This window comes from Sorangium sp. So ce296 (assembly GCF_051529605.1).
GTDB classification, from domain to species: Bacteria; Myxococcota_A; Polyangia; order Polyangiales; family Polyangiaceae; genus Sorangium; species Sorangium cellulosum_D.
In genome coordinates, this window is record NZ_CP150325.1 from 14,165,457 (window position 1) to 14,178,918 (window position 13,462).

The 13,462-nt window shown below is 71.2% G+C and carries 12 protein-coding genes and 1 pseudogene; 9 read left to right on the forward strand and 4 right to left on the reverse strand.

Features of this window, described 5'->3' with window-relative positions; all coding sequences use genetic code 11:
• Positions 1 to 6 precede the first annotated feature (6 nt).
• From WME98_RS52290 to WME98_RS52300, 3 genes are all read right to left on the reverse strand, one after another.
• On the reverse strand, positions 7 to 258 hold the full coding sequence (locus WME98_RS52290; protein ID WP_012237070.1) for a KH domain-containing protein: 252 nt from the start codon (positions 256 to 258) through the stop codon (positions 7 to 9).
• A gap of 1 nt (position 259) precedes the next feature.
• A complete protein-coding gene (gene rpsP / locus WME98_RS52295; RefSeq protein WP_012237071.1) occupies positions 260 to 526 on the reverse strand; it encodes a 30S ribosomal protein S16 in 267 nt (88 codons plus the stop codon).
• Positions 527 to 991: 465 nt separating this feature from the next.
• Complete coding sequence (locus WME98_RS52300) at positions 992 to 1,174, reverse strand: hypothetical protein (protein ID WP_080682315.1); 183 nt, start codon at positions 1,172 to 1,174, stop codon at positions 992 to 994.
• 219 nt (positions 1,175 to 1,393) lie between these two features.
• Between WME98_RS52300 and WME98_RS52305 the strand changes: the two genes are divergently transcribed.
• The 9 genes and pseudogenes from WME98_RS52305 (at position 1,394) to WME98_RS52345 (ending at position 12,418) form a co-directional block, all read left to right on the forward strand.
• On the forward strand, positions 1,394 to 2,857 hold the full coding sequence (locus WME98_RS52305; RefSeq protein ID WP_437949048.1) for a DUF4350 domain-containing protein: 1,464 nt from the start codon (positions 1,394 to 1,396) through the stop codon (positions 2,855 to 2,857).
• Positions 2,854 to 3,831, forward strand: a complete 978-nt coding sequence (locus tag WME98_RS52310) for an AAA family ATPase (protein WP_129577008.1) — start codon at positions 2,854 to 2,856, stop codon at positions 3,829 to 3,831. Before WME98_RS52305 ends, WME98_RS52310 begins: the two co-directional genes overlap by 4 nt.
• 6 nt (positions 3,832 to 3,837) lie before the next feature.
• Positions 3,838 to 5,514, forward strand: a complete 1,677-nt coding sequence (locus WME98_RS52315) for a DUF58 domain-containing protein (protein WP_437949049.1) — start codon at positions 3,838 to 3,840, stop codon at positions 5,512 to 5,514.
• 9 nt (positions 5,515 to 5,523) lie between these two features.
• Positions 5,524 to 6,354: a 16S rRNA (adenine(1518)-N(6)/adenine(1519)-N(6))-dimethyltransferase RsmA gene (rsmA, locus tag WME98_RS52320; protein WP_061625143.1), complete on the forward strand. Its 831-nt coding sequence runs from the start codon at positions 5,524 to 5,526 to the stop codon at positions 6,352 to 6,354.
• Positions 6,355 to 6,581: 227 nt separating this feature from the next.
• Positions 6,582 to 7,178, forward strand: a pseudogene (locus WME98_RS52325) (F0F1 ATP synthase subunit beta); the annotation flags it as partial.
• A 55-nt stretch (positions 7,179 to 7,233) separates the two neighbouring features.
• Complete coding sequence (gene atpC / locus WME98_RS52330; RefSeq protein ID WP_437331313.1) at positions 7,234 to 7,791, forward strand: ATP synthase F1 subunit epsilon; 558 nt, start codon at positions 7,234 to 7,236, stop codon at positions 7,789 to 7,791.
• 199 nt (positions 7,792 to 7,990) lie between these two features.
• The gene (dnaG, locus tag WME98_RS52335; protein WP_437949050.1) at positions 7,991 to 9,940 is read left to right on the forward strand and encodes a DNA primase; all 1,950 of its coding nucleotides are present in this window, start codon (positions 7,991 to 7,993) and stop codon (positions 9,938 to 9,940) included.
• Positions 9,941 to 10,060: 120 nt separating this feature from the next.
• Positions 10,061 to 11,980, forward strand: a complete 1,920-nt coding sequence (gene rpoD / locus WME98_RS52340; protein ID WP_020737349.1) for an RNA polymerase sigma factor RpoD — start codon at positions 10,061 to 10,063, stop codon at positions 11,978 to 11,980.
• Between the two features lie 135 nt (positions 11,981 to 12,115).
• Positions 12,116 to 12,418, forward strand: coding sequence for a hypothetical protein (locus tag WME98_RS52345; RefSeq protein ID WP_437949051.1), 303 nt, complete (start codon positions 12,116 to 12,118; stop codon positions 12,416 to 12,418).
• A 74-nt stretch (positions 12,419 to 12,492) separates the two neighbouring features.
• On the opposite strand, the gene WME98_RS52350 is transcribed toward WME98_RS52345, so the two are convergent.
• Positions 12,493 to 13,254 (reverse strand): rhomboid family intramembrane serine protease, encoded by a 762-nt coding sequence (locus tag WME98_RS52350; RefSeq protein ID WP_020737351.1) that lies wholly within the window; start codon positions 13,252 to 13,254, stop codon positions 12,493 to 12,495.
• Positions 13,255 to 13,462 lie beyond the last annotated feature (208 nt).

Sequence of the window (13,462 nt, forward strand, 5' to 3'; positions counted from 1 at the left end):
TTCGTCTCAGTCGAGGATGTCGAGGTGCGCGCGCCGCCCCGACTTGCTCGCGGCGGCGCTCAGCAACGTCCGGATCGACTGCGCGGTGCGCCCGTCCTTGCCGATCACCTTGCCGATGTCCTCGCGCGCGACCGTCAGCTCGATCCGGGGGAAGCGGTCGCCCGCGACCTCGCGCACGACGACCCGGTCCGGCTGATCGACCAGCGCGCGGGCGACGAGCGCCACGAGATCGACCAGCGGAGACGTCGAGGAGGCCATGCTACTTCGCGGCGTCCGCCGGGGCGGCTGCCTGGGCGAGCCCAGGGTGCTTCAGGAGCAGCGCCACCGTGTGCGTCGGCTGGGCGCCGTTCGAGATCCAGTGCCTCACGCGGGGCACGTCGAGGCGGATCTCGGTCCTGCGCGGGTCGTACGTGCCCAACCGCTCGATGAACCTGCCGCCGCGCGGGCTGCGCTGATCGGCGACGACGATGCGGTAGAAGGGCGTCTTCTTGGTGCCCGCGCGGGCGAGGCGAATATGAACGGCCATCTGTAGAACCTCGATCGAATGGAAGAGCCCGTGCTCACGTTGCGCACGGCCTGCTCTGAGGCGCCGGAGCGTAGCTCGTTCAGTGCCCGGCGCCAGAAGTGGGGGCGCAACCTAGGCGAAGATCCTGCCTCGGGTCAACCCCGCACACGCGTGGCAAGCCCCACATCGGTCAACTTTTCAGGCCCGCACCACCCCGTCCCTGTGCCGCGTGCCGCGTGCCGCGCACGCGTGCCGCGCACGCGGATGCCCCGCACGCGGCACGGGCCTGCGGTCATCCCGTCCTCGCCGGACGAGCTCGGGTAAGACGAGAAACCGAGCGTCACGCGCGCGCATCGGAGGATGCGTGGACGCCGGTGTTTCGGGATTTGCGGGGAAAGCGGAGCGGGCTCGGGGGGACGTCCCGCGGGCTCGGCCGTTGGGACGGCGTCTCCACGGAGATCGCGGAGGGGCGTGCCGTACGTGGCGTCAGCCCAGGTCGAGGATGATGACGCCCCGGTTGGGATCGTCCTCTTCCGTGTCGGGAAGACGACGAGGTGCAGGGTAGCGTTCGATCGGCAGCTCGAGGCGCGGTCGAATTTCTTCTCTTCGCGACCGATCCTTCTCTTCTTCGCGCTGCCGTATTTGCTCGATGATGAACGGAGGAAGCATCGACTAACCCCTCCACCTCGTAGAGTGCTCGGCCGATTTGGTGGAACGAGGTCTGGGAGAAAGCACCCCGCTCTTAGAAGCGAATCTAGCAATGTGGGATGGCGGGTCAAGGTTATCGCTCGGGCCGACAGTGGTATGTTCGCGGCGCTCATGACGCGGCACGGCGCGTGGCTTGCGCACGCATCCTTCGAATTTCACAGGGATCGTCGGCGTCTGCCGGTGCACCGGCGGGCGACATCCTGCTCCCTCCAGGCCGCGCTCGCGGCGCTCGTCGCCCTGATCGCGCTGCTCGCGTCCGCTCGAACAGCGAGCGCGGCCTTCGACGTGAACGACACGAGCTGGGAGGGGTGCTCGGAGTTCCTAGAGATCGCGCGCGCGGAGCTCGGCGTCGCCAGGGTCCACCCCGTCGCTGTGCTCGACTGGAGCCAGATCGGCCCGGAGGACGGCATCCTCGTGCTCCACCCGATGCAGTCGCTCGACGCGGACGAGACGACCTCGTTCATGAAGGCCGGCGGGCGGCTCGCGATCGTCGACGACTTCGGCCGCGGCGACGACACGCTCCGGCGGTTCCAGATCGAGCGCATCCCGACGCCGACCCGGCCGCTCGCCGCGCTCCGGAACCGCGCCGCCCTCGCCATCGCGGAGCCCGTCGCCGACACCGTCGGCGGCCACTCGGTCGGCCGGCACCCGGTCGTCAGCCACGTCGATCGGCTCGTCACGAACCACGCGACCGGCCTCCGGCACCCGAACCTCTCGCCCGTGCTGCGGATCCGCGCGCTCAGCGAGCCGGACGTGATCGTCGCCGTCGCCGGGCAGGTGGGCAAGGGCCGGCTCTTCGCGATGGGCGACCCGTCCGCGCTGATGAACATGATGCTCCGGTACCCGGGCAACCGCGCCTTCGCCTCGGGCCTGACCCGCTACCTGGTCGACGAGGATGGAGCTCAGCCGCACAAGGGTCGGCTCTACATCGTCGCGAACCGGTTCGACGAGGAGAGCTCGTTCGGCGGCGAGACGTCGCTCCGCAAGGACTTCGACGCGCAGCTCAAGGCGCTCGCGTCCGCCGTCGAGGACGCGCGCCGCGAGGGGCTCCCCGGCGGCGCCCTCCTCGCCCTCGCCGCGCTCGCCGGCCTCGCCCTCGCGATCTGGACCGCGCGCGCCTCGGCGCGGCCCTACCGGGGCCCGCTCCCCCGGTACGCCCGCCCCACGCCGCTCGTCGCGCAGGGAGGCGCCGCCGGGCGCTTCGCCGTCCTCGCCGCCCCCTCGTCCCCGCGCGGGCTCGCGTTCCTCGAGCTGAAGAGCGCCCTGTTCGAGGCCCTGTCCGTGCGGTTCGGCCTCGAGACGAACCCGCCGCAGGAGGCGGTCGCGCGGCTCGTGGCCCGAGAGGGAGCTCTTGACGAGCGGACCCTCTCGGCATTCAAGGAGGTACTGGGCACCATGTACCGAGTCGAAGCGTCCGTCGTCGCCGGGAAGCCGGCGAACGTGTCCCGGCCCGCGCTCCTGCACGCCGCCGACGTCGTGCGGAGCGTCCTCGCCGCCTGCGGCGCCGACGGCCGAAAGCCGCCGCGGGGACCTCACCCTCACCCCGGCGCGCCCTCCGCCCCTTTGACCGCGTCCCCCGAGGCGCGGCCCTCACCCGCGGCAGCGAAGCCCGCAACACCACCCTCTGACAAAGGCGCTCGATGAACCAGGTTCAGGCCGTCGCCGTCGACGAAATCTCCGCTGCCAGGGAGCGGATCGAGGCGGTCCGGCGGGAGATCACGCGCGTTTACATCGGATCGCCGCGCGCGATCGATCTGATGCTCACCGCCCTGCTCGCGCAGGGACACGTGCTGCTGGAGGGCGTCCCCGGCGTCGCGAAGACCACGCTGGTCAAGGCGTTCGCGGCCGCGCTGGGCGCGTCCGTCCGGCGGATCCAGTTCACGCCCGACCTCCTGCCCGCCGACATCACCGGGACCTACGTCCTGTCGCCCAAGGAGGGGACCTTCACGCTGCGCCCCGGCCCGATCTTCGCGAACCTCGTGCTCGCCGACGAGATCAACCGCGCCCCGGCGAAGACCCAGTCGGCCCTCCTCGAGGCCATGCAGGAGCGGCAGGTGACGATCGAGGGCGATCGCTTCGAGCTGCCGTCGCCCTTCATGGTGCTGGCGACGCAGAACCCGATCGATCTCGAGGGGACCTACCCGCTTCCGGAGGCGCAGATCGACCGGTTCCTCATCCGCGTGAGCCTCGGCTACCCGCAGCACAAGGACGAGGTGGCGATGCTCCGCGCGCACAACGTCGAGCCGCCGCGGGCGCGGGCGACGCTCGCCGTCCAGGACCTCCTCATGCTCCAGGGCGTCGCGCGGCGGATCCACGTCGAGGAGGATCTGTACGAGTACGCGGTCAACCTCACGGGGTTCACGCGGACGCACCCCCGCGTGCTGCTCGGCGCGTCGCCGCGCGCCACGCTCGCGCTGATCCAGGCGGCCAAGGCGGCGGCGGTGATCGGCGGGCGTCCGTTCGTGACGCCGGACGACGTGCGCGGCATGGCGCCCGCGACGCTCGCGCACCGCCTGGTGCTCGTGCCGGACGCGGACGTGGATCCGAAGGCGCGCGACGCGATCATCGAAGAGGCGGTGCAGCGCGTCGGCTACCGCCGCGCGGCGCGGCCGGCGTAGCTCCCCATGCAGCTCTACCCCACGCGCACCGCCGCCCACCTGGCCATCGCCGGCGTCGCGGTCATGGGCGCAGGGCTCATCGCGCGCGAGCCCGCGATCGTCGGCTGGGGCGGGGCGATCCTCGTCGCCATCGCGCTCGCCCGCGGCGTGACGCTCGTGTCGGTGGCCCGCATCCGCGCGGCCGGGTTCGAGATGCTCTGGGGCGGCTCGCGGCGCGTCCTCCGGTCCGCGCGCGGCGGCACCGTGGAGATCGAGGCCGAGGTGCGCAACCGCGACACGCTCGCGGCCCGCTACGTCAAGCTGCGCGCGATCGCCTCGTCGCAGCTGGACGTCCGCATCGAGCCGAGCCGCGGAGAGGTCTCCGCCTCGGGGCGCCTCAAGGTGAAGGTCGTCGTGCGCACGCCGCGCGTCGGCCAGCACGGGCTCCACGGGCTCGCGCTCGAGGTGCACGGCGCTCCGGGCCTCTTCGAGGTGCCCCTGACCTTCGCGAACCCCTACGGGATCGAGGTCCTGCCGCGCCCCTTCATGCCGTACCTGACGCAGCCGCGCGGCGGGCGCAGCCACCTGCTCGCGGCCTCCGGCAAGCCCGGGCGCGTGCGCGGCGAGGGCGACGACCTCCGCGAGCTGCGAGAGCACCAGCCGGGGGATCCCTTCCGGAAGATCGCGTGGAAGGCGAGCGCGCGCCGGGGCACGCTGCTCGTGCGCGAGTTCGAGCGCGAGGAGCGGGATGTGGTCTGGATCCTCGTCGACGCGGCCGTGGAGCTCTGGGCCGGGCCGCTCGGCCGCGCGCCGCTCGACCTCATGATCGACGAGGCCTCGGCCATCGCCACGCGGCACCTCGGCCGCGGCGACCGCGTCGGGCTCATCATCCTCGCGCCCGGCCCTCGCGTGACGATCGCGCCCGACCACGGCCCCGGGCACGGCCAGAAGATCGCGCACGCGCTCACCGTCGGGTGCGGCACGTACGACGCGGATCGCAGCGAGCTCGACGAGACGGACGTCGCGGCGCGCGTCCTCGAGCACCTCAGGCCGCTCGACGCGCGAGGCCTCGACGATCTCCGCCGCGGCGACCTCGATCGGCTGGCCGCCCGCGCCGACTCGATGCGCTCGCGCGCGCCGTTCTCGGCGCCGGCGCCGCTCGGGCGCTCGCAGCGCGAGCGCACGCTGCGCCGCTACCTCGCGAGCTACGGCATCGAGTCGCCCGCGCGGTCCGAGCCGGACCGGCGCGATCCCGCCGTGAGCGTCGCGGAGTCGCTCACGCACATCGCGCGCACCAAGCCGCGCGCGAGCATGGTCTACGTCCTCGCGCCGCCGCCCGCCGACGCGCAGCTGGGCCGGCTCTCGGAGGCGGTGCGACGGCTCTCGCGCAGGGCGGTCCACGTGATGTGGACGCTCCCCGACCTCGAGCCGGGGCTCGCTCCTCCCTGGGAGCCTCCGCGGCCGCAGGAGAGCGAGGCGGACGACGAGCAGCGGCGCCCCACGCCGGCAGACAAGGCGTTCCAGGAGCTCGCGCCGATCGCGGCCGAGGCCGTGCTCGTCCGCGCGCGGGTGGCGCAGACCCGCCGCGAGGCGGCGCTCCGAAAGGCCGGCGTGCGCGTGGTGCGGCTTCGCGCGACCACCGCGGCCGCGCCGAGCCCAACCGCGGCCGCGCCCCACGGCGGGGCGCCCCCGCCGCAGACCTGAGGACGAACGATGTCGATCGCAGAGCTGCTCCGCGCGCGCGGCCTCGCCCCGAAGAAGGGGTTCGGGCAGAACTTCCTCGTCGACGTCGAGGCGGCGCGCCGGATCGCCGAGGCCGCCACGACGCCCACGGGCGGCGCGGTGATCGAGATCGGCGCTGGGCTCGGCGCGCTCACGCGGCCGCTCCTGGATCGCGCGGCGCACGTCGTCGCGATCGAGCGCGATCGCGACCTCGTCCCGATCCTGCGCGAGCAGCTCGCCGATCCGATCGAGGGCGGCCGGCTGACGCTGCTTGAGGCCGACGCCGCGCAGGTCGACTGGGTCGCCTCGCTCTCCGGCCGTCCGCGCCCGCACGCGGTGGCCGGGAACCTCCCGTACCAGCTCACGGGCCGGCTCCTCGAGCAGGCGACCACGATCGCCGACCAGATCGATCGCGCGGTGTTCATGGTGCAGCTCGAGGTGGCGGAGCGCCTCATCGCGGCCCCCGGCAGCGGCGACTACGGCGCGCTCTCGGTCTTCGTGCAGGCCGCGTTCGACGTGCGCCGGCTCCTCGTCGCGCGGGCCGGCGCGTTCTACCCGAGGCCCGAGGTCGACTCCGCCGTCGTGGTCCTGACGCCGTGGCGCCCGAGGCGCGCCGAGGAGACCGACGCCTTCCGCGCCGCCGTGCGCGCCGCCTTCTCGGCCCGCCGCAAGACGCTCCGGAACGCCTGGAAGAACCTTTACGGCTGGTCGTCCGAGGAGCTCGCGCGCCACGCGAAGGACGCCGGCATCTCGCTCGACGCGCGCGGCGAGACGCTCAGCGTCGAGGCGTTCGCGCGGATCGCCGCCGAGCGGGGCCGCTGACCGCGTCCGCGCGCGGGCGCCGCTCGCCGGAGGGCGATCGCGCTCTATGGGGCCACGCCCCGGGAAGACAAGGCCTCGCGCCGCACGCGCCTCGCCTCGAGACATCCGTGAGAAGCGCCGCAGAAGCTCCGCGGGATTTCTGGTATGCGGCCACTAGTCGGACGCGCAGGCCCGTGCTAGTGGGCCGCGCGACTCGTCAAAGCTCGTACGAGGAGGGCTCCCGCTCCATGGTTGTTGGAAAGATCACCCAGGTCATCGGACCGGTCGTCGACGTCGATTTTCCGTCGGGCCAGCTGCCCAAGATTTTGAACGCGCTCAAGCTGAGCAACCCGAGCATCTCGGCCGAGCCCGACAACCTCGTGCTCGAGGTCGCCCAGCACCTCGGCGAGTCGACGGTGCGCACCATCGCGATGGACTCCACCGACGGCCTCGTGCGCGGCATGGAAGTCCGCGACACCGGCAAGCCCATCATGGTGCCGGTCGGCAACGAGTGCCTCGGCCGCATCCTGAACGTCGTCGGCGTGCCGATCGACGAGGCCGGCCCGGTGCACGCCAAGAAGCTGGCGCCCATCCACAGGGAGCCGCCCCCGTTCATCGAGCAGTCGACGAAGGTCGAGGTCTTCGAGACGGGCATCAAGGTCATCGACCTCATCGCCCCCTACCGCAAGGGCGGCAAGATCGGCCTGTTCGGCGGCGCCGGCGTCGGCAAGACGGTGCTCATCCTGGAGCTCATCAACAACGTCGCGAAGGCGCACGGCGGCGTGTCGGTCTTCGCCGGCGTCGGTGAGCGGACGCGCGAGGGCAACGACCTCTTCCTCGAGATGGGCGGCATCGACGAGGTGAAGGCTCGGGCTTCGAGAAAGGCGGCCTGACGCGGCCATGGCCGACACCATCCTCCTCGAGATCGTGACGCCGACCGGCGTCGCCCTGCGCGAGCAGGTCACCGACGTGACCGCGCCGAGCGTCGCCGGCGAGTTCGGCGTGCTCCCGGGCCACCTGCCCCTGCTCGCCGCCCTCCGGACCGGCCTCGTGACGTACCACCAGAACGGCCAGGAGCACCGCCTGGCCGTCCATCATGGATTCGTCGAGGTCGCCAACGATACCGCGCTGCTGCTCACCGAGCGCTTCGCCATGAAGGACGACGTCGACGTCGTGCGGGTGCGCCGCCGGCTGAAGGAGGTCGATGCAGAGCTCGACCACTGGCAAGGCGACCTGACTGATCCGCGCCGTCGTGAGCTCATCGAAGAGGAGCAGTGGCTCGCCACCGAGCTCGAGCTCATCGGCGACCCGCCCCCTCCGATGGTCCGCGAGGACACGCGATTCCTCGCCGATCACGCCGAGGCGCCGTCGGTCGAGGAGATGGTCGAGGCCTCCCAGCCCGACGAGAGCCTCACGGACCACAAGAGGCCCGGCTCTCCGTTCCCCGATCCGAAGTGACGTACCTGGCGGCTACCGCCTTGCGCGTGCGGCCGCCGCACAGGACACTGTTCTTCACACAAGCCGCGAGGGGCTGGGGGATCTCCCGCTTCGTGAGCTATCCGCACCGCCGAGGCGGTGGCGCGAACCGCGCCACGCTGTCTGGGTCCACCCGTGATGTTCTGCGGGCCCCGCGCGCACGGGGCCCTCAAGGCAGCCCATGATCTCTCCGGAGACGATCGCGCTCGTGAAAGAGCGCACGGATCTCGTAGCGCTCATCGGCGAAAGCGTGCGCCTCACGCGCCGCGGGCTCTCCTTCACCGGGCTCTGCCCGTTCCACAAGGAGAAGACGCCCAGCTTCCACGTGAACCCGAACCGCGGGTTTTATCACTGCTTCGGCTGCAAGGAGACCGGCAGCGCCATCGACTTCGTGATGAAGCTCGAGGGCCGGACGTTCGCCGAGGCGGTGCGCGCGCTCGCCGAGCGCGCCGGCATCGAGGTGGCGGAGTCGATGACCGAGGCCGAGCGGCGCGAAGCGCAGGCGGCGCGCAGGTCGAAGGACGACCTCTACGCCGTCAACCACCTCGCCGCGACGTTCTTCGAGCACAGCCTCCGCGGCGGCCCGGGCAGCGGCCCCCACCCGCTCGCGCGCCACGCCCACGAGGAGCTCGCGCGACGCGGTCTGCCCCTCCGCGACGGCGACGGCGGCGTCGACCCGATCTCCGAGGCCCTCCAGGCGTTCCGGATCGGCTACGCCCCGTTCGGCTGGGACGCGCTCGCCACCTACCTGCGGCAGCAAGGCGTCTCCCCGGTCCTCGCCGAGCGCGTCGGGCTCCTCGTGCCGCGCTCGTCGGGGAGCGGCCATTACGACCGCTTCCGCCACCGGCTCATGTTCGCCGTGACCGACGTCATGGGCCGGGTGATCGCGTTCAGCGGGCGCGCCTTGCCCGACCCGAGCCCCGCCGAGCTCTCGTCGCTCGGCATCAGCGGCCCTGCGCCGCAGGCCGACGGCGCGCCGGCGAAGTACATCAACAGCCCCGAGTCGCCGATCTACACGAAGGGAGAGCACCTCTTCGGGCTCTACCAGGCGCGCCAGGCGATCCGGCAGCGCGGCGAGGCGGTGCTCGTGGAGGGCAACTTCGACGTCGTCGCCCTCCACGCGCGCGGCATCGGCCACGCGATCGCCCCGCTCGGGACCGCGTTCACGCCCGGGCAGGCGAAGCTCATCAAGCGCTTCGCGCCCGCGGTCACCCTGCTCTTCGACGGCGACGCGGCCGGCAAGAAGGCCACGCGCGCGGCGCGCTCCCCCTGCCGCGAGGCGGGCCTCAGCGCGCGCGTCGCCGTGCTGCCGGCGGGCGTCGATCCCGACGACCTCGCGCGCAAGCACGGCCCCGACGCCGTCGCCCGCATCCTCAAGGCCGCGCGCGGCCTGCTCGAGCACCTCATCGACGAGGCGCTCGACGGCGACAGCTTCGGCGGCTCGTCGCTGCCCGAGCAGCTCGCCCGCGTGCGCGCCGTCGCCGCGCTGCTCGCCGAGGAGGACGATCCGAACCTCAGGATGATGGCGAAGCTCTACGCCGATCGCGTCTCCTCGAAGCTCGTGATCGGCGGCCGCTCGCCCGACGACCTCCGGCAGCTCGAGCGCGTCGTCGAGGAGTCGCTCTCCCGGCCGCGGAGCCAGCCCACCCGCGAGGTGACCCCCTCCGGACAGACGACCGAGACGTGGGAGCGCGCGCGCTCACGCGCGCAGGTCCAGGAGGTCAGCCTCGAGATCCTCGGCTCGATCCTGGATTTTCCTGAGCTTCTGGCCGACGACGACGTGCAGAGCGCGCTGGAATGCCTCGAGGGCGAGGTCGCCCTGGCGGTTGTCGCAGCGCGTCAAAATTTCACATTTGAAATGGGACTTGCCGCCGGCGAATTTCTTGCGCAAGTCCCGGCTCCGATCCATTCATTCGCGGCTGGACGGCTGGTCTCGCCTGTCTTCGAAGCGGCCTCAACGGCCAAGGCGACGCTCTTGGAGAATTCACAAAAGTTGAGCAGGCAGGCCCTGGCGCGACAGAAGGCGGCCGTCATGAGCCAGCTCCAGAAGAGCGCGGTCGACGCCGATGCTGAGAACGCGTTGCTGCGTGATCTATTCCAGCGAAGAGCGGGGGGGCTCGGTCTTCCTTGATGCGTTCCGTGTCGCCCCTACGTGGCGGCCCGACGTGCGTGATCCCTAGAGTTTCTCGGAATCATCTGGTGTGTCTTGTCGGTCGCGGCGAGCTGGTCGCCGTAAGTGGAGCATGAGGTAATGGCGAGCAAGGCCAAGCAATCTTCCGGTCGGGCAGGCGGGGTCGCGAGGGCGGCGGGGGGCGGCGCGCTCAACGGCGCGCGGCACGCTTCGACACGCGGGCACGCTGAGGGAGGGGCACGCCCAAGCAACAAAGGAGACGCGGGCATCCGAGCCGAGCGGTCCGAGAAGGACCGGAAGACCCTGGAGAAGCTCGTCGAGACCGGCAAGAGCAAAGGCTTTCTCACCTACGACGAGGTGAACGACGCGCTCCCCGCGGACGTCGCGCCCGATCAGCTGGACGACGTGGTGGGCGCCCTCGGCGACGAGGACATCGAGATCGTCGACGGCGCGACCCAGGTGAAGATCGCGCCGAAGCGCATCGCCGACGAGGAGGCGGGCGAGAAGAAGCTCGTCGTCACGCCCGACCGCGAGGAAGAGGACGTCGACTACTACTCGAAGTCGAACGATCCCGTCCGGATGTACCTCCGCAAGATGGGCAGCGTCTCGCTGCTCACCCGCGAGGGCGAGGTCGAGATCGCGAAGCGGATCGAGATCGGCGAGCAGAAGGTCAACGCCGCGATCCTCGACTCCCCCATCGCCGTCCGCGAGATCATCGATCTCGGCGAGAAGCTCCGGAAGCACAAGATCCGGGTGAAGGAGCTCATCAAGGACGCCGAGAACGACGACCAGGAGTTCGACGAGGAGGAGGCCGACCGGCGCATCATCCGCCTCATCGACAAGGTGAAGCGCGTCGACAAGAAGAAGGCGGAGCTCCTTGAGGAGCGCAAAGACGTCAAGACCGAGGTCCGCCGCAAGCAGATCGACGTCGAGGTGACGCAGGCGACGGCCGAGCTCGTGACGACGCTCGAGGAGATGCGCCTCAACAAGCGGACGATCGACAAGATCGTCCAGAAGCTGAAGAGCCTCATCTCGAAGGTCGAAAAGGCGGAGGCCGGCGCGACCGAGCTGGAGCGCCGCACGGGGCTCTCGAAGGGCGAGCTCAAGCGCGAGCTCATCAAGGTGAAGGGCAACCGCGCCCTCGAAGGCCGCCTCGCCAAGAAGCTCAACGTCAACCGCGAGGAGCTCAACGACTTCGAGTCGACCATCAAGAACGCCCAGAAGGGCCTGAAGAAGGTCGAGGAGGAGCTCAACATCGACGTCGCGGCGATCCGCGAGACCTACGAGAACATCCGCGAGGGCGAGCGGATGGCGGAGCGCGCGAAGGCGGAGCTGGTCGAGGCGAACCTCCGCCTCGTCGTCTCCATCGCGAAGAAGTACACGAACCGCGGCCTCCAGTTCCTGGACCTCATCCAGGAAGGCAACATCGGCCTCATGAAGGCCGTCGACAAGTTCGAGTACAAGCGCGGCTACAAGTTCTCGACCTACGCGACGTGGTGGATCCGGCAGGCGATCACCCGCGCGATCGCGGACCAGGCGCGGACGATCCGCATCCCGGTCCACATGATCGAGACGATCAACAAGCTCATCCGCACCTCGCGCTACCTCGTGCAGGAGTACGGCCGCGAGCCGACCCCCGAGGAGATCGCCGAGAAGATGGAGCTCCCGCTCGACAAGGTCCGGAAGGTCCTGAAGATCGCGAAGGAGCCGATCTCGCTCGAGACCCCGATCGGCGAGGAGGAGGACTCGCACCTCGGCGACTTCATCGAGGACAAGAGCGTGATCTCGCCGGCAGAGGCGGTGATCAACATGAACCTCGCCGAGCAGACCCGTAAGGTCCTGAAGACGCTGACGCCGCGCGAGGAGAAGGTGCTCCGGATGCGCTTCGGCATCGGCGAGAAGAGCGATCACACCCTCGAAGAGGTCGGTCAGGACTTCGAGGTCACCCGCGAGCGCATCCGGCAGATCGAGGCCAAGGCGCTCCGCAAGCTCCGGCACCCCAGCCGGTCGAAGCAGCTGAAGAGCTTCATCGACAGCTAGTCCGTGGGCTGCCCTGCTCGGCAACCGAAGGTAGCCGCCGCGCGCTCGCCGCGCGGCGTGCCTCTCCCCGGCGAGCCGCGCGCCCGCGCGGGGGGGAGCCCCCTCGGCGCACGGCGCGCCGCTCGGGTTCTCCTCGTGCTCGCGGGCACGCTCCTCGGCGGCGGCTGCGGCAAGACCCTCTCCGAGGACGACTGCCGCAGGATCGGCGAAGCCATGCGCGCCGCGTGGGCGGCGGAGGCGAAGCGATCGGGATCGGCGGAGCCGGGGAGCTCGGGGAAGGCCGCGGTGGTGATCGCGAGCGAGGGCGAGCGGCTCTCGTCGGAGTGGACGTCCGATTGCAAACGGGAGCTCGCCGGGAACGAGGTGGATCCCGGCGAGGTCGACTGCCTCACGCGCGCGAAGACGCTCGACGAGCTCCGCCGGTGCTCTGCGCCCTGACCGCGCGCGAGCGTGCTCAGGGGGCGTGAGGGGCGCGCCGCGACGGCTTCAGCTCACGTAGCGCTCGTCGCGCTTCAGTTCAGGTAGCGCTTGTCCTTCGGCGGGTCCTTCTGGCCGCCGGGGATGACCCGGAGCGGGACGCCGCCGGAGCGGCCGCGCGCCGCGGGGACGCGGCGGAGCGCGGCGGATTGCGCCTGCAGCTGCCGGAAGCGCATCCGCAGGTAGAAGCGGCGGAGCGGGGAGAAATCGCCGAAGAGGTAGCCCGCCAGCATGCCGCCGAACGGCGTGATCAGCCCTTCGGGGGGGGCGCGCATGGCGATGACGTTGAGCACCGAGAGGCCGAAGATGAAGACGAGCAGCATGGTGCCCGTCACCGGGAGGACGAAGAAGAGGCGGACCGTGGCGTGCCGGTGCGCGAGCGCCCACGCGACGGCGACGGCCTCGATCATGCCGAGGCCGCCGTAAAACACGGGCGAGGCCACCCTCGGGAAGAGCGCGCCGATCGCCACCTGGAGCGCGAACGCGAAGGCCGCGGAGCCGAACAGGAACGCCACCATGCGGCCGGGACCCCAGCGCTCTTCGAGCGAGGTGCCGAGGAAGTACAGGCCGAGCAGCGTCGTGATGAAGTGCCACGGGTCGCTCGGGCTGTGGATGAGCGGCGCGGTGAGCAGCCGCCATACCTGGCCGTGGAGGATGCGATCGCCGATGCCGAGGAACGGCTCGAGCACGCCTTCCCCGGCGCCTCCCCAGTTCAGCCCCAGGGTGAACATCACCCAGATACAGCCGACCGCGATCATCATCCCCAGCAAGGCCTTGCCTGGCTTGGGGAACCCCATTGAGCTGTGCTCCGGGCGCATAGCTTTCCACCTAACAGCCGCGCCCCCGCCGGGCAACCCGCTGCCCCCGTACTTTACCGCGATTCGCTCCGTGTCCGGCGCCGGCGCGGGCGCCGCGGGCGCGCCGCACGCAGCGCGCCATCCGGGACGATCCCGGGCAGGGTCCGCCTGGCAGCGCGCGAGAAGGCGCGCAGCGCGCGCCGCGGGC

What these genes read in the sequence shown, in the direction of transcription:
- WME98_RS52350 (WP_020737351.1), bottom strand. Translation starts at nt 13,254, where the DNA reads ATGGGGTTCCCCAAGCCAGGCAAGGCCTTGCTGGGGATGATGATCGCG.
- rpsP (WP_012237071.1), bottom strand. Translation starts at nt 526, where the DNA reads ATGGCCGTTCATATTCGCCTCGCCCGCGCGGGCACCAAGAAGACGCCC.
- WME98_RS52315 (WP_437949049.1), top strand. Translation starts at nt 3,838, where the DNA reads ATGCAGCTCTACCCCACGCGCACCGCCGCCCACCTGGCCATCGCCGGC.
- atpC (WP_437331313.1), top strand. Translation starts at nt 7,234, where the DNA reads ATGGCCGACACCATCCTCCTCGAGATCGTGACGCCGACCGGCGTCGCC.
- WME98_RS52310 (WP_129577008.1), top strand. Translation starts at nt 2,854, where the DNA reads ATGAACCAGGTTCAGGCCGTCGCCGTCGACGAAATCTCCGCTGCCAGG.
- WME98_RS52300 (WP_080682315.1), bottom strand. Translation starts at nt 1,174, where the DNA reads ATGCTTCCTCCGTTCATCATCGAGCAAATACGGCAGCGCGAAGAAGAG.
- dnaG (WP_437949050.1), top strand. Translation starts at nt 7,991, where the DNA reads ATGATCTCTCCGGAGACGATCGCGCTCGTGAAAGAGCGCACGGATCTC.
- rpoD (WP_020737349.1), top strand. Translation starts at nt 10,061, where the DNA reads ATGGCGAGCAAGGCCAAGCAATCTTCCGGTCGGGCAGGCGGGGTCGCG.
- rsmA (WP_061625143.1), top strand. Translation starts at nt 5,524, where the DNA reads ATGTCGATCGCAGAGCTGCTCCGCGCGCGCGGCCTCGCCCCGAAGAAG.
- WME98_RS52290 (WP_012237070.1), bottom strand. Translation starts at nt 258, where the DNA reads ATGGCCTCCTCGACGTCTCCGCTGGTCGATCTCGTGGCGCTCGTCGCC.